Genomic DNA, 19,390 nt, shown 5'->3' with positions numbered 1-19,390 from the left:
TTAATTAAATAATGACGGTTTTACACCATGTTCAAAGTCTACAGTAGAGTTATTGGTATCCTTTAAGATGTTTTTACCATCCATTGTTTTTCCTATTACTTTTCTGCGAACTGCTTTTCCAAAACGATTTTTATCTCCATCAAATGTTGAAACAGAAGTCCATCCCATATCCAAAGCAGGAGAAGTTACCACCCACTGGAAAGAATCCTGTACACTTAGATTCACTACATCTGTGATCCACTCATTAGGGATTTTAACAGCAATTTCATCCATCGGATAAACATCTCCTCCAAAGGTAAGATTGTAAGTATAGGTGTAAGTATTCTGGGCTACCATTGCTTCATGGCTCATTCCTTTTGGCATACGGGCCAGGGCATAAGCATAGTAACCTTGATTATGAATGACCATTTTTCCAAAAGCGGTCACCATTTTTGGTACTGCAGGGTTATCGGTATCATCAGAGTCTTCTTTAAAGATCTGAAAATTAGCCTGGGAAAGATTAATAGAAGCAGGGTTGAATTCTTTATGGTTAATTGCATCTTCTGCAATAATAATAGACTCTCCAGGCAATACAGGGTACATAGTTCCTGTCCCCGGAATTTTGATGATAGCACCTGCAGATAAGGTTGTTCCAATAATATTAGGGCTATAATCCTGCTTCTCATTGGTCATAAAGCTGGATTGTATCAGCAGCATCCCGTCAGCATATAAAGTCTGATCTGTATTATTGGTGATTTTAAAATACTGGTCACCAAAATACATGGCTCCCTGTGGAGTTTTTGTTCCTGTAAAAAATACTTCCTCCAAAATCAGATCTCCGCTCCCTGCTTTCATGGCAATATTAATTGTTTTGCTGATCTCATTCCCATTCACAACCATTCCGGTTTGTACGCCACCTACTTTGGCTTCTGTAAGCACAGAATTATCATTATAGGCAATGCTTCCTTCTATAGTTACATTATAAGTTCCAGACGGCAGAGTTACCTTCAGGGTATTGGAGTTTTTTAACTCCTGAGTAGTGGTAAATCCGGTATTAAGCTCTTTGAAATTTATGGTAAGATTTTTATATTCCTTAACCTGAATGTCTTCAGGAACTACTTTCAGTTCCAGTTTTAACGATGTTTGTGCCTCCGGAGAATTAGACTCAGAATCCGAAGAACAGGCTGCAAAGCTGATCACAGCACACAATAGTAATAGTGTTCTAAATAAATGTTTTAACATAACTTTATTGAATTGAAATTGTTATAAATTGAAATTGATCTCCATCCCAAAATAAGGGTCATAGGCTCCTTTTCTGTTGATGGTAATCCCGTTAATGCTATAAGGTGCATAATAACTGAAAAGCCTGTTGGCAAACATGGATACTACCACGGTCTTATGTCTGAAACTCTTGGTAACCTTAAAGTTGAGATTGGTTTCCAAAGGTCTTCTTGTTGCATTATAGCGGTCGCCGTTTTGAGCAATAATTAAATTTTCAAGAAGGGTTCCTCTGACAGCATCGGCATCAAAAGGCAGAATAACACCATCCTGATTTATATAATGACTCGGTATACCGTTCATAGGATCCAGCTTTCTCATAGAATACCATGAGAACTGGATAGAAGATGAGAATATCAGATCCAGCTTTGGGATGTAGGTGTCCAGCATCAGATTCGTATTTAGAACCTCATTTACTGAGCTGGGTTCCATGCCCTCATACAATCCGAGATAGGGGTAAGGTCTTCCGTTAATGGTAAGATCACGACCTCTGTAGACGGGTAAACTGTTTCCATATTTTGTACGAAACCAAGCTCCATTTAGAGTAAACCTTGTATTGATGACCGGAATTCTGTTGGAAGAATACTGAAATTCAATTCCTTCTTTATCAATCCTACTGCCGTTTCTTTGGGAAGCATATGTGAAGTTTTCACTGATAGTCTGATACGGAAGGGTGTTCACATCCGGCGGAGTGGTTATGGCCTCATGATTAAGAGTTGAGGTGTCATATTTCTTATATTGATACTGTGCATATTCGTTCATGGAGCGGAAAGCATTATGCATATTTTCCTTAAAAGCAGTTACAGATAGCTGGTGTGCACCCAGACTAAAGTCGATTCTTGCCTCAAATTTTTCATTCATAGCAGGCTCTATTTCCGGGTTCTGTGGATTATAGATCATCGTTTTGTAATTGACTCTTCTGTAATTGGGATTATTGTGGAAATAATTCAGTTGCTGAATATCCTTGTAAATAAGTTCTGGGTATAGCAAACTGAGGTCAGGAAATAAACTTTGCTTCCCATATCCCAGTGTAAGGGAGATCTGAGCTTTTTTTTGCATCCAGTTAAAAGAAGGTAATTCCCATTGGAAATTGGCTCTGGGATCATGATATACTTTTCCATTCATTCTGAAATGAGAGGGTAGGTTCATCATCAAGTTTCCTCTTACTCCCAATGCCAAAGTGAGTTTGTGCCTTCCCGGTTCAAAAGTGCTGATGGACTCCAGAAATAAAGCAGAGGTAACATATGCCGGAATATCACGATAGGCACGAGGCCTGAAGGTAGATTTAGGATCTATGGGCTTATAAATATCAAATAACTGCCCATCTCCCCAGTTTTTACTGAACTGCCAGTCAAAACCTGTATTGAATTCATTTTTAAAAGGCTTTAGATCCAACTGGAAATTATTAACCATTTTCACAAATACATCAAGCGGCTTCCCATCTACCGTATAGTTGGATATGTAGCGGGCTTCCGGATAATAACCGTCGTATTCTCCTTCTGTTCTAGACAAAGGAAAGGCGGTTGCATTTTCCAACTGGATGAATTTGGTCTGTTTAATTTTATCAAACCTTTGATTAACAGTAGCCTGAACTTCTGTTGATTGGTAAAAAGCAGGTTCATTTTTCGTATAGGTGAAGGTATTGGACAAGCTTAGTAAATGATTATTAACCTCATAAGAATTCAGATCAGACAGGTCAACATCCGGATCAGACTTTGAACCGTCCAAAGATGTGGTATAACTAAGATTGGTCTGCCATCTGGAAGTTCCTGTGTTGTGCTTCTTTTCCTTTATCAAAGAGAGATTAGCGGTAATTCTTTTGTAATTTTCAAGACGGTCCCTTGGATCTGATTTTGCATTCAGATAATCAATTCCGGCATTGATTTTTAAATTATGCTCCTTGTTTTCAAACCCTTTGCTAAGAGCAAAAAGCTTACTGTAGCCATCTGCCTTGAATCTTGCTCTCCATTTCGTATATCCGGATCTGTTGGTGATCTTTACAATTCCCGAAGTAAGGTTTCCGTAGACTACAGAGGGAATTCCACGCAGAACTTCCACACGTTCAATTTGGTCTGTGGAAATACTTCTCATGTCTACACCGCTGGTCATGTTGAGTCTTCTTTTAAGTCCGTTATTGGTTTTATCTAAAAAATCATAGGTATATTGAAGATTGGAGCCTGAATTTAATGGAGCCCCATCTACAAGGAAAGTTGTTCCCATGGCTGAAGTGTTATAGTCAGTCCCCGGATTTCCTGTTTCCCGTAGTTGTATTTTATTAACTTGATTCAGGACGGGATCTGTAGATCTTCCACCGGGAAGCAACTCCAAAAGGTCACTAAAACTGGACGGCTGCAGATGCTGCATGGCACGCTGACTGATAATGGATGATGAGGTAAGGCCTTTACCTTCTTTTGCGGTAATGACAACTTCTTCAATCCTATTGATTTTTTCTGTAAAGGAAATGGCAAATGTTTCCGGTTTTGAAACAGATATTCTGTTAGAATAACCAAGGATTCCGTTCTTACGAATTTCAATCTTATAGGTTCCCGGGATGAGGGTTATTGCTGAAATTCCTTTATCATTAGTTGATGTTGAATATTTATTTTGATCCGATTCTATTTTTATATCCAAATCTTTAATTGGTTTAAAATCAGTGTCTTTTACTTCAATCAGAATCGCAACATGCTGTTCCTGTGCTTTGACTGTTGTGCATGTAATGAAAAAAAACAGGAAAGAGAAAATTTGAAATTTAAAAGGAGATATGGGATCATTTACCATCGGGACATTATTCTTTCGGCAAAGTTAGGAGCCTCTTTATAAGTTTACTAATCTTATTTAGAATAATTTAAAATAAGTGACAAAAATCATTTAACAACTATTAACTTTTTTGGAATGTAAAACTTGAAAAATGTCTGTGAATGTATTGTAATAAGGATAATTGGTTACTTGAATGAGATGTTTTAAATAATATTTCTAATTATTTTTTTTAGAGTTATTTGTTTCTTTAGAAAAATAAGATTCTATAGTGATCCAATATTAAAATAGGAACGGCATTTCAAGAAATAAAAAAGCACCCCATTGCTGGAGTGCAAAAATTAACTTGAAATGATATTTATAGAAAATGGATTAGATGTTATAATTTAATTTTTTTATTGATTGTTTTTCCACTGGAAAGAGTAATCTGTACCACATACACTCCGGTATCCAGAGTTCTAGATTCATATTGGAAAGCATTAACGTCCTGCTGAAGAATTAAAGCTCCGGAAATGCTGTAGATGCTGATGTTTTTGATGTCACTATTAGCCCTGGCCTTGATCTGTCGGTTTTGGGCAAAGATATCTGTATTGTTTTCCGAGGATTTTCCAAGGGACTTGCTGAATTGTAGATTGTAGTAGGAAGTGACCACTTCAAACGTATACTTTTGGGAATCCAAATTTTGCAGACTGATCCCGCCGTTTTCATGATACTGATCCTTAGAAACAGTTTTAATCAGAGATTTATTTTCGTCAAATATATTAATGGAAGAAAGCTCATCCTGATTGATCTTTAATTTCAAAAGAGCACTGCTTTCTGATTGTACAATCTCGTTTTCTGCGACTTCCTTTGGAGTATCTTTAATGTACGGTATTATTTTGCTTTCATTGTTTTCCGATACTTTTAGAAGATAAACACCATCCTCTAAAGTAGACAAGCTACGGTTTACAGTGGATCTGCTGACTGCTTTTTCTTTATTAAAATCCGTGATTTCAAGAAGTTCCATATTTCCAAGATCAGGTTTTATTTGAGAAGAATATAGAGTAGGGATTTCCTGATTTGCACTGTTTGCGGATTGCTTACCAAAAATAGATCCTGCTATAGCCCATTGATTAAGAAGACCACCGCTTCTCAGTGTATTGAATTTGGCATTGGATGCTAATGTAAACGGGAGTATCCCGCCAACATGGCCTATGGGTCCCCAATAAAAAGAATCCAGTTTGTATTTATTCAAATCCCACCAGGCATAATATCCTCTTTGCACATCAATGGTTTTGGAAGTGTTTTCAGGGGGTATTGCTAGATCAACAGTAGAATGGCCTAGCGTCATTGGAGTTTTGTTATACCAGTCATACACGTCCTTAGGCTTCATACATTGTCTAAGCTTGTTGTTGGGATTATTGGTAACATCATTGATGAAATTGTTGGTGAAAAGCTTCTTCCAGATCACAGGCCCCCACAATAAGCCGCCGTTATCCTGAACCACATGGTAGTTGTATTTGTCAAGGTATTCCGCAGAGATTACTTCAGAAATATCTGTATTATAAGTTTTGAATCCTGTATTGTTGCAGGTATGGAGAACATTGGCAAGAAACGAAGTAAACGGATAAAAGTCTTTTTCTAAAACCCCTTTATTCAAGGTAACTCCTGAGAAGTCATAAGGGCCGTCCCCCATGTAGGCATACTTAAATTTCAGATTGGTTGGGTTGGAAATGCTTAACCTTTTTAGGGTAGACATCGCGGCATGTGCTCCCTGAGAATATCCGGCTAAAAAATACTCATCATAACGTTTTACATTCAATTCTGCCAGTACCTTATTAGCTGCTGTTACAAAATCTATGGTTGCTCCGGCTTCGGTGGCATAGTCTACATAAGGATGAACTCCATCTCCGGTCCCCATCCCTACATAGTCAGGAGCCATCAAAATATAACCATTGAGGACATAGGAAAGTTCAACCACAAAGCCGGCAGTAAGGGCTCCCTTAAAATTGGAGGGAACATTCTGTCTGCTGTCCGTAGTCCCGTGATCAGATACAACAGTGGAGAGTTTATAGCCTACATTAGGATACATTAGGAGTCCCGTAGCTTTTACAAGGACGTTATTTTCATTTTTGGTATAATAGGTGATTTTGTAACCTTTTAAACCTACATTGAAGCTATTGAGATAACTTGCAAAGTCTGGAGCATTCTGTTCACCAAGATTATTGGCAATAAAATTAATAACGCCCTGCGGAGTTAAATCGAGTTTTTGTTCAGCGCTTACCACGTCACCAGCCTGCTGGGCAAAATAGAATGGAGCGGTAAGGCCTAATAGAAAAGTAGTGATTTTTTTCATATCGTTGTCTTTTAAGTGGTATTAAGGTAATAGTTTTATCAAATCCACAAAAATATTAAGACATCAATAGCTATTCATTGAATATCAATTCTCTGAAATGTGAGTAAAATAAAAGAGCCTGATCTCATGATCAGACTCTTTTAATCTATTTTTTTAGCTTTACTTAAAAAGCGTTAATTCCTGTGATATCCAAACCTGTAATTAATAAGTGAACATCGTGAGTTCCCTCGTAGGTAATTACTGATTCTAAATTGGCAGCATGTCTCATCATCGGGAATTCTCCCATGATTCCCATTCCTCCAAGAATCTGTCTTGATTCTCTAGCAATATCAATCGCCATTTTTACATTGTTACGCTTAGCCATTGAAATCTGTGCAGGCGTAGCTTTGTGTGCATTTTTAAGATTTCCTAACTGAAGACATAATAACTGAGCCTTTGTAATCTCTGTTAAGAATTCAGCCAGTTTTTTCTGCTGAAGCTGAAAAGAACCGATTGGTTTTCCAAACTGTTTTCTCTCCTTAGCATATTGAACGGCAGTACAGTGGCAATCTATAGCAGCACCAATTACTCCCCATGAAATTCCATATCTTGCAGAATTCAGACAAGATAAAGGTCCTTTTAATCCTGTAACTCCAGGAAGTAGGTTTTCTTTCGGAACCTTTACATCATTGAATACCAATTCTCCTGTTTTGGAAGCTCTTAAGCTCCATTTATTGTGAGTTTCCGGAGTTGTGAAGCCTTCCATTCCTCTTTCAACAATTAATCCCTGCACTTTTCCTTCCTCATTCTTTGCCCACACTACGGCGATATCGCAAAGAGGAGAGTTTGTGATCCACATTTTGGCTCCGTTCAAAAGATAATGGTCTCCCATATCCTTAAAGTAAGTTTCCATAGAACCTGGATCAGAACCGTGGTTCGGTTCAGTTAATCCAAAAGAACCAATCATTTCTCCTGCAGCAAGCTTCGGAAGATATTTCTTTTTCTGTTCCTCAGATCCAAACTCATTAATTGGGAACATCACCAAAGAACTTTGTACAGAGGCAGCAGAACGTACTGCAGAATCTCCTCTTTCCAATTCCTGCATGATAAGACCATAAGAAATCTGATCTAATCCGGAACCGCCATATTCAACAGGAATATATGGACCTAATGCTCCAATTTTCCCCAATTCTCTCATTAAGCCCGGAAGATCTGTATGATTTTGGGCTGCCTGATCAATCTGCGGCATTACAAAACTTTCAACCCAGTCTCTTACAGATTGGCGTATCAGTTTGTGTTCTTCAGTAAGTAAAGCATCAATTCCATAATAATCAGGGATGCTTGTAAGAGGATAATATGACATGATTTTTTGATTTTGTTAAAAATAACATTTTTCGTGGTGTTTGAAAAATTTTTTTGAAAACTTATATTAATGTTGATTTTCAAAGAGATAATTCAGGTTTTCTCTGTTAAAGAGATAATTTTCACATTTTAGACCTCCTCATCATTGGAGATAGGGTACTGGTTGGTAGCATTGTGAACCTCACTTTTAAATTTATACAAGTAAGGAGCCTTGTTGGCAGAACCATCATATAGCTTTTCAAGTCTGTCCAGAATATTAAGACTTAAAATTTTTCTCTGGAAGTTATTCCTTCTGAATTTTTGACCTAAAATAGTTTCATAAAGAGCCTGAAGATCCTTCATCGTAAATTTCTCAGGAAGAAGATTACTTGCAGCCACTTCAGTATTGATATTCATTCTCAGATATTCTAAACCGGTTTCTATAATCCTCTCATGATCGAAAGCCATCTTGGGCAATTTGCTGACCTCGAACCACTCACAGCTTTCATTAAAGGCGTCGGGAAAAGTATCTGTTATCGAAAAATCAATAAGACTACAGTAACCTACTGTAATAAACCTCTGAAAAATCCAGTGATCTTCCGGTACCTCTATTCCCTTATTTTTAAGCAGGATTTGATGTACATTATTTTCTGTACGGTCAATTCTTCCGAATGTATGAAATTGCTTTAAAAATAAATTCTGAAGATGCGTTCTTTCATAAAGTACTCTCTCTGCAGCTTCCCGCAGGTCTTCATCATTAAAAACAAAACCTCCCGGAAGTGACCATAGATCCAGATCATGATACTTTAATAACAATACTTTCAGAATATTATTGTGAAAGCCGAATATAGTACAGTCAACAGAGATATGGGCAACGAAATCCTTTGTGTCAATAAGTTCCCGAAGTGTTTCTTTGTTTTTTGTGTCTTTAGTTTTCATGGTTGTAAAAATAAAACTATTTTCTATATATTCTTTTTGAGACGTTAAAATACACCAAACTAATCACAAAAAGAAGAATTACAGAAAATAAAATATATAATGGATAAAAGTTTAATAGTTGTTTTCCGAAGAGTACAGCCATGATAATGGAGCTTACGGAACTCCCCAGAGAAGAGAAAATAACAATAAGAGAAGTGAACAGATTGACTTTTTCCTTATCTACCTGTGAGATCATTTTTGAATTGATAACAGGGTAGAGTGGCGATAAAAACAATCCTATTACAGGAAATAGGAAAAGGATCAGCTTTGAATCTTCAGAATCAAAATACTGAATTCCTAAAATAATAAGCAGCAAAACAATAATTAAAGAGATACATGAAATATAGTAACTCGATAATGAAAACCTGCGAATAACATTTGCGGTAATTGTTCTCCCTGCATATGAAAAAAGAGAAAGAAAAGAAGTCGCCTGAAGAGCAAAAAATGAATTAACCTTTAAGTGGTTTTTGTAAAAGGAGGGCAGCCATGAGTTGAAACCCTGTTCTACAAACACAATAAAGAAAGCAACACCCAGAAATAAAGCTACAACAGGCGTTGTAAATCCAGACAGTTCAGTGAAGATACTTTTATTTTCCAAGGGTTTTGACTCGGATATTTCTATCTTTGAAATCAGAAATATGGTTACTGCGGATAAAACGGCGATCAGTAGAAACCCAAATTTCCAGAACTCAGAATACTGGCTTGAAATCAACCATCCAAAACCGGTATTTACTACAAAAATTCCTATCATAAAAGAGGCTTCCACGCTATTCATAGTTTTTGCCAGAGATTTTTCATCCGAAATATTATTCCTAATGATCCCAAATACACAGATTTTACCAATAGCAAAACAGGCTCCGATGATGGCAAACCATAATTTGTAAAACCAAAAATCAGCAATGAACGGGAGGAGGCAAGAACATAGTCCTACAATAGCCAATGCAGAGATTAACGCCTTTTTTGCACCGGTTTTATTGATGAATCCTACAGCAAATAGAGAGATAAAAGCAATGGGAAGATCCTTAAAAGATTCCAGAAATCCCAGTTCTCCATAGGTGATATTAGCTTCTGAAAGTTGTAGAATAATAAGCCCCATACAGTTTAAAACCATTGAGAAAATAAGGAAAGTCAATTTTAACGGAAGGGAAATATGGGAGATCTTGGCGGTCATTTCGGGGATTAACTTTATTAAGTTTTTATAGTTTTTTATGATTTATTGGTGCTAAGATATGGCTTTTAACCCTCAGGAATAAACGAAAAATTAAAATATTTGTGAATCTAATGTTAATTAAATGAAAAAAAATATATTTTTATTGTCTCAATTTGAGAATTAAAACAAATAGCTGTATATGAATGTAAGAATATCGAGAAGCCTAAGAGTGATTGCCGTCCTCTATTTTACGGCTAACTTCAGTGCCCAGACCAAGAAGGACACGGTTTCTAAAGAAAACAAAATAGAAGAAATTGTAATGATAGGTTATGGGGGGGTTAAAAAGCAGAATCTTACAAGTGCTGTTTCTACTGTAAAAGCAGACGCCTTTGATAATAGGCCTATTTACAGTGTGGGGCAAGCATTGCAAGGGCAGGCTGCAGGAGTGAATGTAACCCAGGCTTCCGGAAAGCCAGGAGCTGGGATAGAGGTTAAAATTAGGGGCAATAACTCTATTTCATCATCTGTAAGCCCTTTGTACGTGGTGGATGGGATACAGACCAATGACATCAGCGGGATAAATACGGATGATATTATCGATATGACGATTCTAAAGGATGCGTCTTCTACAGCAATTTATGGAATTAATGGTTCTTCCGGAGTTGTGATCATTACGACTAAAAGAGGAAAGATTGGGAAACCTCAATTGAATTTTAATGCGTATTGGGGATTTTCTAAAACCATGAAAAATATTGATGTTCTTAATCAGGACCAGTATAGATCGTTGTTAGGAGATATCAAGCTGAATGGTGGTGGAGATTATCTTTCTACGGCAAGTAATCCTCGTTATGCAGGAATTAATACAGATTGGACAAAAGAGGTTTTTCAAACAGGTTTTGATCAAAACTATAACGTGAATTATGCCTTTGGTAATGAAAGTGTTAAAGCGTATGCAGCATTGGGTTATCAGGATATTGACGGTATCATAAAGCCATCAAGGTTTCAAAGGACATCAGCAAAAATTAATTTGGATGCTGTTATCTTTCCATGGTTAAAATTAAATTCAACGGTGAACTATTTTATCACCAACCTCACCAATACTAATGATAATCTGAGTACAGCAAGAGGAGGCGTAGTTTTAAGTGCATTTAATACACCAACTTTTCTTCCTGTATACGGAAATCAGGTTAAGATGAACCCTTCAGATCCGGAAATATATGACCAGGTAACAGGAGCAATAAAAGATGGGTATAAACCAGGACAATACGGTCCGAACCCATATCAATCCTCATGGGAAAATCCTGTAGCTTATCAATCCAGAAAAGATAAAACACTTACTCAGAGGTTTCTAAGTAATTTGGGACTTGAGGTAAGGCTATTAAAAGATCTTACCTGGAAACCTACTGTTTCTTTTGATATGACAGATTCTAGAAATACTAAGTTTACAGACGGATATCAGACAAGTTACGGAAGATCAAAATTCGGAATTGGTTCTCAAGAGTTTACCCAGTTCCAGGAATATAATTTTGAAAATACATTGAATTACACCCTGAAGAGATCGATACATGACTTCTCTTTGCTTGGAGGTATTCAGATAAATGAAAGAAACTTTCAGAGCAAGTATTATGGTGGTGATAATTTTCCTAATGATACTTTTAATTTTAATTATGATCTGGCAAAAAATCAAAGCTATGATATTCGTAAAGAAATTCTGAGACAGGTTTCATTTTTTGGAAGAGCCCTTTATACTCTTAATGGCAAGTATACTGTGATGGGAGTGTTCAGGCAAAATGGAAACTCAGCTTTGGCCCCGGGAAATAAATGGGGATTCTTTCCAGGAGTTTCTGCTTCATGGTTGATTTCCAAAGAAAACTTTTTGGCAGACAGTAAGCTAATTAGTGAATTGAAATTAAGAGGAGGCTGGGGAAAAACAGGTAATGCATCCGCAATTCCAGCTTATTCTCACTTTAATCTTTACAATCCATTTTGGACAAATGGAATTCCTGTGTATACAAACTCCCAGTCTGATAGTGGGGATTTGGCTTGGGAAACAACAACAGATACTAACGTTGGCTTAGATTTAGGGTTGCTTACTAACCGCATCAGATTCAGTATTGATGCCTATCAAAGAAAAACGGATAACTTAATTGCACCATTTGATATAGGTCCGCAGAAGCTTAGAATTTATAGAAATATAGGATCCCTTGAAAATAAAGGACTGGAATTGTCTTTAAATACTATGAATATTAAAAATGAAGATTTTACATGGAATACTTCTTTTAATATTTCATTTACAAAAAATAAGATAACACACCTTAATAAAGAGCTTAGAACAATTCCTGCTGCCAATATTGAAGGGATGGGAACCTTAGTTAGATTTGAAGAAGGACAGCCTTTAGGGATGTTCTTTGGTTACAAAACTTCAGGAGTAAATCCTAATAATGGAGATATAATGTATGTGAACGCCAGCGGAAATGTAGTGTCTTATACAGATTTAAAACCTGAGGACAGAAGATATATAGGGAACCCTAATCCGGACTTTACTTTTGGTTTTAGCAATAATTTCAAATATAAAAATTGGTATCTGGATATGCTGATTACAGGATCAGTAGGAAATGATATTTTTAATGCAACCAGGTTTGATCTGGAGATGATGAATGATTATAAAAATCAATCTACAGCAGTTCTAAACCGTTGGATTACCGCTGGACAAATTACAGATGTACCAAGGGCGAATTCTGCTTCTGCACAGTTTATTTCTGATCGTTTTGTAGAAGATGGTTCTTATCTGAAATTGAAAGCAGTAACACTGGGATACAATTTTATGAGTCCTTTCAAAGGAGTAAGCAAGCTGAATGTGTATGTGACAGGGCAAAACCTTTTCACAATTACCAATTATTCAGGCATGGATCCAGAAGTGAACGCATTCAGTCCTAATAACGGTACCTCTGGTGCAGAGAGAGCTGTTTTTGGAATAGATTATGGTACTTATCCGCAGGTTAGAACCTTTATCATCGGGTTAAAAGCTAATTTTTAAACTATTTACAATGAAAATCAATAAAGCAATATATTACCTATTTGGAGTATCAGTTCTTTTTACTGCAGTTTCCTGTAATGATTTTTTGGACACTGAGCCTATTACGGAGCAAGGGATTCCTATTATAAATCCTTTGAAAACGGCAGCTGATGCGGAAAACAGAATGAATACCATTTATTCAGCATTTGGAAACGAATACTGGCAGCTGGATTATTTCATGAATGGAGATGCACAGACGGATGTTTCCTATGCAGGAGCCGATAACATACAAAATTTTCAGCAGGATGAATATCGTATTATTGCTACCAATTCCAATGTAGAAAGGGATTGGAAGTATATATACGGCTTCATCAATGATTGTAATATGATCCTTAATTATGTAGATGAAATTAACGACCCCGCACTTACATTAGCCAGAAAAACCGAAATGAAAGCTGAGGCATCCATCATGAGGGCAATGTATTATTTTCATGCTGTACAATTATGGGGAGATATTCCACTGGTAACTAAAGCCGTGATAGGAGTAAATGCAGATAACTTTGATGAGGTGTACAGCCAGGTTTATCCTGCCAGAAAATCGGGACAGGAAGCCTATGATATGATTCTTGCCGATCTTGAAAATGCTGTGGCTAATGCACCTGTAGGAAGTGAGAAATACAGAGCCAATAAAAACCTTGCTTATGGACTTTTGGCGAAAGCTAATGCATCAAAACCCAATCCGGACTGGGCTAAAGTAAAACAATATGCCTCCAATATTTCAGGTGTGAGCCTGCTGCCTGTTTATGATCATCTTTTTGATGGAAACCATGAAGCCAATGCAGAATCTATCTTTGAAGCCAATGGTAATGCAGGAAGTGTATGGGCGTGGGGAACTTCTATGTTTTTTGGTACAGATTGGAAGAAATTTAATGTTCCTTCCAATGATATGGTCAAGACATTTGATGATGAGGGGGATATTCAGAGAAAAAATGCTTCTGTTAAATTCTCTCCGGTAGCCTGGTCTGATAATTATTGGCCAAGTAATACCTATCCTTTCATGTATAAAATGAGAAAAACAGACGGAACCCAAAATTTCTATATTCTTCGATACGCAGATATCATTTTGCTACAGGCAGAAGCTGCTGTAAGGACAGGTAATTTTACAGCCGCCGCAGGATATGTGAACCAGATCAGATCAAGGGTAGGGCTTTCTCCTGTTTCCATTTCTTCTGAAACTGACGGAATAAGTAAAGTGCTTAAAGAAAGAAAGCTTGAACTGGCATTTGAAGGAGTTCGTTGGTTTGACCTGAAAAGAACAGGTACTGCTATTTCTATCCTTTCCCAACAGAGAGATGGTAGTGGGAATATTCTTCCTTATGCAGGTAACCTGAATACAAACAGGCTGTTGTGGCCTATTCCGCAAGGACAGAGAGATAACAACCAAAACTTAACCCAAAACCCAGGTTATTAAACATGAAGTTTCACAACTTATATAGTTTCTTTAGAGGTGCCGCACTACTTAGTGGTGTGGCACTTTTTCCTTTATCGTGCACATCGGTTGCTTCTAATAAAGGAAATGACGTTCAGTATTGGCTTACAAAAGGCGATGAAAGTGTAAAATTACAAGCTCAGGCTTCAGTCAGATTTGTAAATACTACCAATAACTTTCAACACATTGAAATTGATGATACCCAGAAGTTTCAATATGTTGATGGTTTTGGGTATACATTGACAGGTGGAAGTGTTGAGGTGATCAATCATCTGTCTCCAGCCAAAAGAAAAGCATTACTTAATGAACTTTTTGGGAACGATAAAAATTCGATCTCAATAAGTTATTTAAGGTTAAGCATAGGTGCTTCAGACCTTGATGGTGAAGTGTTTTCCTATGATGATCTGCCTGAAGGGCAGACTGATGCTTCTCTTTCAAAATTCAGTTTGGCAAAAGACAAAGCCTTAATATCGATGTTGAAAGAAATTCTGGCAATCAATCCTCATATTAAAATCATTGCTGCGCCTTGGTCAGCTCCGGTTTGGATGAAGGATAACGGAAAATCAAAGGGAGGAAGTTTAAAGCCTGAATTTTATGGAACTTATGCCAATTATTTTGTAAAGTATATTCAGGGAATGAAGAAAGAGGGGATTTCCATTGATGCTATCACTCCTCAAAATGAACCTTTACATCCTGGAAATAACCCAAGTTTGTATATGCCCTCTGATCAACAGAGAGATTTTATTAAAGGTCATCTAGGTCCGGTCTTTAAAGCAAATAATATCAAAACTAAAATTGTTGTCTATGATCACAATTGCAACAAACCTGAATATGCCCTTGATATTCTGAAAGATCCTGAGGCCTATCAATATGTGGATGGATCTGCCTTTCACTTGTATGAAGGTGATATTTCTGCATTAAGTACCGTTCATGATGCTTTTCCTGATAAAAATGTATATTTTACAGAACAATGGACAGGTTCAAAAGGAACTTTTACCGAAGATCTGAACTGGCATACGAGAAATGTTATCATTGGTTCTATGAGAAACTGGAGTAAAACGGCCCTAGAATGGAACCTTGCCAATGATCCAAAATACGCGCCCCATACAGATGGCGGCTGTACAGAATGTAAAGGGGCCATTACTATTTCTGATAGTGAAAACTTTACCAGAAATGTTGCTTATTACATCATAGCCCATGCCTCCAAATTTGTTCCTTCAGGTTCACAGCGCATAGCTTCAACACAAACAAAATATTTATCAACAGCAGCTTTTAAGACTCCAACAGGGAAAACCGTTTTGATTGTTCAGAACGATAATAAAGCAGATGAAAATTTTAATATTAAATTTGCGGGGAAAACCGCTGCTGTAACCATTCCTGGTAGTTCAGCAGCCACATATATTTTTTAAATTAAAATCATGAGAAAACTAATCGTAAGTTGTTTTGTAGTAGGTGTTGTGGTGAATGTCAATGCCCAGAATTATTGGAAAAAACATGAAGGAAAAACAGCTAAGGTAATTCTTACCAATTCTAAGGTTGATGAAAGAATGGTAGATAAAGGTCCTGTACAGTTTGAGCAATTTGGACAACCAAAGGAAACAGAAGCCTGTATTTTTGTGGCTCCTGATTTTAAATGTCAAAAGCTAATAGGAATTGGAGGTGCTATTACAGATGCATCAGCAGAAACATTCTACAAAATGCCAAAGAATAAGCAAAAAGAAATTCTGGATGCCTACTTTGGAAAAAATGGACTGGGATATACCGTTGTTCGTACCAACATGAATTCCTGTGACTTTTCCAGTGATTCTTATACCTATGTAGAAGATAATGATACCTCACTGAAAACATTCAACCTTGCACACGACGAAAAGTACAAGATTCCTATGATTAAAGAGGCTCAAAAAGCAATCGGGAATAATTTTACTTTCTATTTCTCACCCTGGAGCCCACCAGCCTGGATGAAATCCAATAAAAGTTTGTACAAGGGAGGGAGATTAGAAAACCAGTATTATCAGACTTGGGCAGATTACTATATTAAATTCATCAAGGAATATGAAAAAAGGGGAATTAATGTTTGGGGATTAACCGTTCAGAATGAACCTATGGCTACACAATCCTGGGAATCTTGTATCTATACAGCCGAAGAAGAAGGAGAATTTCTGAAGAATAATCTGGGGCCAACCCTTTGGAAAAATGGATATAAAGATAAAAAAGTGATGATCTGGGATCACAACAGAGACCTGATTTACCAAAGAGCGACAACAACGCTAAGCGATCCTGAAACTTCAAAATATGCCCACGGAATTGGTTACCATTGGTATGAAACATGGAACAATAAAACTCAGCTTTTTGATAACCTTGCAGAAACCCACAAAGCTTTTCCAGATAAATTTTTGGCCTTCACGGAAGGTTGTAAAGAACAGTTCAAAATGGATAAAATCTATGACGTAAGCCTAGGAGAACTGTATAGCAAGAATATGCTGAATGATTTTAATAAAGGAAATGCCCTATGGACAGACTGGAATATCCTCTTAGATGAAACCGGAGGCCCGAACCATAAAGGAAATTTCTGTTTTGCTCCCATTATTGCAGATACCAAAACAGGAGAGGTATTTTATACTTATGAATATTATTATATAGGGCATGTTTCAAAATATATCAAGCCTAATGCACAAAGAATAGGAAGCTCTTCCAATAGGGCTGCCCTTACTTCTTCTGCTTTCATGAATGAAAACGGACAATTGGTAACTGTTATTATGAACGATTCAGATAATGATATTGAAACCAATCTTTGGATTGAGGGAATGGCGGCAAAGCTAAATGCTCCTGCCCATTCTATACAGACCGTAATTTTATAGCATCATATTAATATTATTTTAAACAGAATCGGCGGCCTCAAAGAGGCCGCCGATTCAATTTTATAACGAAAATGATCAGTAATTAATTATTCTGCATCATATCTGTTGATTACTTTCTGAGTAACTCCCGAATTACTGAAACCACCATCGTGGAATAGATTCTGCATAGTTACCATCTTGGTAAGGTCAGAGAACATGCTCACACAGTAGTTAGCACAGTCTAAAGCTGTAGCATTTCCTAGTGGAGACATTTCTTCAGCATAACCAAGGAATCCTCCAAAGCCTTTTACACCGCTTCCTGCTGTAGTAGGAGTAGGAGATTGGGAAATCGTGTTAACACGTACTTTTCTTTCTCCCCAATAGTATCCGAAAGTTCTTGCAATGCTTTCAAGATATGCTTTGTTGTCAGACATATCATTGTAGTCAGGGAAAGTTCTCTGAGCTGCAATATAAGTAAGGGCAAGGATGCTTCCCCATTCATTCATACAGTCTTTTTCCCAAGCCAGACGCATTACTTTGTGGAAAGATACAGAAGAAATATCCCAGCCTTTTTCTAACCAGTCGTAGTTCATATCTGTATAGTGTTTCCCTTTTCTTACATTGACAGACATTCCTATAGAGTGTAAAATAAAGTCTATTTTACCAAATTTTGCAACAGCAGCATCAAAAAGTTTCTCAAGATCTTCCATAGAAGTTGCATCAGCAGCTATTACCTCAGACCCTGTCTTTTCAGCCAAAGCATTTAATTCCCCCATTCTCATAGCGATAGGAGCATTAGATAAGATAAACTCTGCGCCTTCCTCATGACATCTTTCAGCAACCTTCCATGCGATAGAATGTTCGTTAAGGGCTCCAAAAATAATTCCCTTCTTGCCTTTAAGTAAACCGTATGACATAATTTTTTAATGTTTATTGAAATACAAATGTAGCAATAATTGTGGTTATGACATAATAAAAATGGAGCCTTATCAATTATAAGACTCCATTTTCTTGAAAATATTTATATGACTGAAATTTTAATTGGTTTTCTTGTTCCATTCTGCCTTTACATCTTCTGCAGCATCCTTGGTTTTCTCCCAAGCCTCATCTGCTTTATCCTTAATGTCTTCCCAGGCATCTGATACATTAGCTTTTACCCTGTCCAGCCAATCCTCCTGACTTGCCTCTTCATCATTATTTCGTTTTTCATTAAGGTAATCTTTGGCCTTATCTGCCAATTCATTGATTTTCCATTTGGTGTTGTCTGCTGCATTCTGTAAAGAATTTTCTACATTATTTACTGCATTTTCCGCTTTGTTATAATCTGAATTGTTCATAATACTATAAATTTTATTTGGTATGATTAAATTAACAAGAACCATTCCTAAAATCTGAGTGCTTTGTTAAACTTTTCATAATCTTTTGTTATAATTTTCTAAATCAATCCTATCTTTATCTTACAAAATATGAGTATTATGGAAAAAATACGTTGTGGATGGTGCGAAAAAGATGATCTCTATAGAAAGTATCATGATGAAGAGTGGGGAAGACCTGTATATGATGATAAAACGATATTTGAATTCCTTATTCTTGAAAGCTTTCAGGCCGGATTGAGCTGGTATACCATTCTTTCCAAAAGAGAAAACTTCAGAAAGGCTTTTGATCATTTTGATTATGTAAAAATGGCTGCTTATTCTGATATAAAGGTAGAAGAGCTGATGAACAATGCAGGAATTATAAGAAATAGACTTAAAATACTGGCTGCAATTACCAATGCACAGAAATTTATGGAAGTACAGGAAGAATTCGGTAGTTTTTCTGAATATATCTGGGGCTTTATAGACGGAAAACCTATTGATAACCAACCTAAGTCATTATCAGAAGTTCCTGCAACTATAGATATTTCTGATATCATTTCTAAGGATTTGAAGAAAAGAGGATTTAAGTTTGTTGGATCCACAGTTGTTTATGCACATATGCAGGCCACCGGTATGATTAATGATCATATTGAAAGTTGTTTTGTAAGGAAATAATTGGTACTCTTTATTCAATTTAGGGTGATGTTTATTGTTAATTATGCAATTGTGTATTTTTGCCTTTAAATGGAATGTTTCTTTTAAAGCTAATGGATAAAGGATTATGTAACTTATTGAGGGTAAATTATTTTCAATGTTTAGTGAGTAATTTTGGTTTTAATCACTATAGTGTGTTTTTAATTATGAATTTGATAAAATAATTGCTGATTTATTGAAAA

At 36.7% G+C, this 19,390-nt stretch carries 13 protein-coding genes; 5 read left to right on the top strand and 8 right to left on the bottom strand.

What is annotated here, in order from left to right:
- The 6 genes from C7D53_RS08550 to C7D53_RS08525 all read right to left on the bottom strand — a co-directional run bounded on the left by C7D53_RS08550 (nucleotide 1) and on the right by C7D53_RS08525 (nucleotide 9,815).
- Nucleotides 1-1,221: a DUF4876 domain-containing protein gene (locus tag C7D53_RS08550; protein ID WP_106915961.1), complete on the bottom strand. Its 1,221-nt coding sequence runs from the start codon at nucleotides 1,219-1,221 to the stop codon at nucleotides 1-3.
- 21 nt (nucleotides 1,222-1,242) lie between these two features.
- Nucleotides 1,243-3,888, bottom strand: coding sequence for a TonB-dependent receptor plug domain-containing protein (locus C7D53_RS08545; RefSeq protein WP_228422257.1), 2,646 nt, complete (start codon nucleotides 3,886-3,888; stop codon nucleotides 1,243-1,245).
- Nucleotides 3,889-4,390: 502 nt separating this feature from the next.
- The gene (locus tag C7D53_RS08540) at nucleotides 4,391-6,346 is read right to left on the bottom strand and encodes a T9SS type A sorting domain-containing protein (RefSeq protein ID WP_106915959.1); all 1,956 of its coding nucleotides are present in this window, start codon (nucleotides 6,344-6,346) and stop codon (nucleotides 4,391-4,393) included.
- A 163-nt stretch (nucleotides 6,347-6,509) separates the two neighbouring features.
- The gene (locus tag C7D53_RS08535) at nucleotides 6,510-7,688 is read right to left on the bottom strand and encodes an acyl-CoA dehydrogenase family protein (RefSeq protein WP_106915958.1); all 1,179 of its coding nucleotides are present in this window, start codon (nucleotides 7,686-7,688) and stop codon (nucleotides 6,510-6,512) included.
- 128 nt (nucleotides 7,689-7,816) lie between these two features.
- Nucleotides 7,817-8,605, bottom strand: a complete 789-nt coding sequence (locus C7D53_RS08530; protein WP_106915957.1) for an NUDIX hydrolase — start codon at nucleotides 8,603-8,605, stop codon at nucleotides 7,817-7,819.
- A 16-nt stretch (nucleotides 8,606-8,621) separates the two neighbouring features.
- Nucleotides 8,622-9,815 carry an MFS transporter gene (locus tag C7D53_RS08525; protein ID WP_106915956.1) on the bottom strand — a complete coding sequence of 398 codons (1,194 nt, stop codon included), beginning with the start codon at nucleotides 9,813-9,815 and terminating at the stop codon, nucleotides 8,622-8,624.
- Nucleotides 9,816-9,993: 178 nt separating this feature from the next.
- Between C7D53_RS08525 and C7D53_RS08520 the strand changes: the two genes are divergently transcribed.
- The 4 genes from C7D53_RS08520 to C7D53_RS08505 are packed head-to-tail and all read left to right on the top strand — an operon-like array spanning nucleotide 9,994 to nucleotide 17,157.
- Complete coding sequence (locus C7D53_RS08520; protein WP_106915955.1) at nucleotides 9,994-12,831, top strand: SusC/RagA family TonB-linked outer membrane protein; 2,838 nt, start codon at nucleotides 9,994-9,996, stop codon at nucleotides 12,829-12,831.
- Nucleotides 12,832-12,841: 10 nt separating this feature from the next.
- Nucleotides 12,842-14,281 (top strand): RagB/SusD family nutrient uptake outer membrane protein, encoded by a 1,440-nt coding sequence (locus tag C7D53_RS08515; protein ID WP_106915954.1) that lies wholly within the window; start codon nucleotides 12,842-12,844, stop codon nucleotides 14,279-14,281.
- A gap of 2 nt (nucleotides 14,282-14,283) precedes the next feature.
- Nucleotides 14,284-15,708 (top strand): glycoside hydrolase family 30 protein, encoded by a 1,425-nt coding sequence (locus C7D53_RS08510; RefSeq protein WP_106915953.1) that lies wholly within the window; start codon nucleotides 14,284-14,286, stop codon nucleotides 15,706-15,708.
- A 9-nt stretch (nucleotides 15,709-15,717) separates the two neighbouring features.
- The gene (locus tag C7D53_RS08505; protein ID WP_106915952.1) at nucleotides 15,718-17,157 is read left to right on the top strand and encodes a glycoside hydrolase family 30 protein; all 1,440 of its coding nucleotides are present in this window, start codon (nucleotides 15,718-15,720) and stop codon (nucleotides 17,155-17,157) included.
- Between the two features lie 86 nt (nucleotides 17,158-17,243).
- On the opposite strand, the gene C7D53_RS08500 is transcribed toward C7D53_RS08505, so the two are convergent.
- Nucleotides 17,244-18,053 (bottom strand): enoyl-ACP reductase FabI, encoded by an 810-nt coding sequence (locus C7D53_RS08500; RefSeq protein ID WP_106915951.1) that lies wholly within the window; start codon nucleotides 18,051-18,053, stop codon nucleotides 17,244-17,246.
- A 120-nt stretch (nucleotides 18,054-18,173) separates the two neighbouring features.
- A complete protein-coding gene (locus C7D53_RS08495; protein ID WP_106915950.1) occupies nucleotides 18,174-18,473 on the bottom strand; it encodes a hypothetical protein in 300 nt (99 codons plus the stop codon).
- A 138-nt stretch (nucleotides 18,474-18,611) separates the two neighbouring features.
- Here C7D53_RS08495 and C7D53_RS08490 point away from each other — a divergent pair, with 138 nt between their 5' ends.
- Nucleotides 18,612-19,169 carry a DNA-3-methyladenine glycosylase I gene (locus C7D53_RS08490; protein ID WP_106916715.1) on the top strand — a complete coding sequence of 186 codons (558 nt, stop codon included), beginning with the start codon at nucleotides 18,612-18,614 and terminating at the stop codon, nucleotides 19,167-19,169.
- The last annotated feature ends 221 nt before the right edge of the window (nucleotides 19,170-19,390 follow it).

The sequence above is a fragment of the Chryseobacterium aurantiacum genome (genome assembly GCF_003020585.1).
Taxonomy (GTDB): domain Bacteria; phylum Bacteroidota; class Bacteroidia; order Flavobacteriales; family Weeksellaceae; genus Chryseobacterium; species Chryseobacterium aurantiacum.
The sequence above is the reverse complement of the archived record's forward strand: the minus strand, read 5'-3'. Positions and strand labels throughout refer to the sequence as shown.

Coding starts and splice junctions, on each gene's coding strand:
- C7D53_RS08550 (WP_106915961.1), bottom strand. CDS start 1,221: ATGTTAAAACATTTATTTAGAACACTATTACTATTGTGTGCTGTGATC.
- C7D53_RS08540 (WP_106915959.1), bottom strand. CDS start 6,346: ATGAAAAAAATCACTACTTTTCTATTAGGCCTTACCGCTCCATTCTAT.
- C7D53_RS08535 (WP_106915958.1), bottom strand. CDS start 7,688: ATGTCATATTATCCTCTTACAAGCATCCCTGATTATTATGGAATTGAT.
- C7D53_RS08530 (WP_106915957.1), bottom strand. CDS start 8,605: ATGAAAACTAAAGACACAAAAAACAAAGAAACACTTCGGGAACTTATT.
- C7D53_RS08525 (WP_106915956.1), bottom strand. CDS start 9,815: ATGACCGCCAAGATCTCCCATATTTCCCTTCCGTTAAAATTGACTTTC.
- C7D53_RS08520 (WP_106915955.1), top strand. CDS start 9,994: ATGAATGTAAGAATATCGAGAAGCCTAAGAGTGATTGCCGTCCTCTAT.
- C7D53_RS08515 (WP_106915954.1), top strand. CDS start 12,842: ATGAAAATCAATAAAGCAATATATTACCTATTTGGAGTATCAGTTCTT.
- C7D53_RS08510 (WP_106915953.1), top strand. CDS start 14,284: ATGAAGTTTCACAACTTATATAGTTTCTTTAGAGGTGCCGCACTACTT.
- C7D53_RS08505 (WP_106915952.1), top strand. CDS start 15,718: ATGAGAAAACTAATCGTAAGTTGTTTTGTAGTAGGTGTTGTGGTGAAT.
- C7D53_RS08500 (WP_106915951.1), bottom strand. CDS start 18,053: ATGTCATACGGTTTACTTAAAGGCAAGAAGGGAATTATTTTTGGAGCC.
- C7D53_RS08495 (WP_106915950.1), bottom strand. CDS start 18,473: ATGAACAATTCAGATTATAACAAAGCGGAAAATGCAGTAAATAATGTA.
- C7D53_RS08490 (WP_106916715.1), top strand. CDS start 18,612: ATGGAAAAAATACGTTGTGGATGGTGCGAAAAAGATGATCTCTATAGA.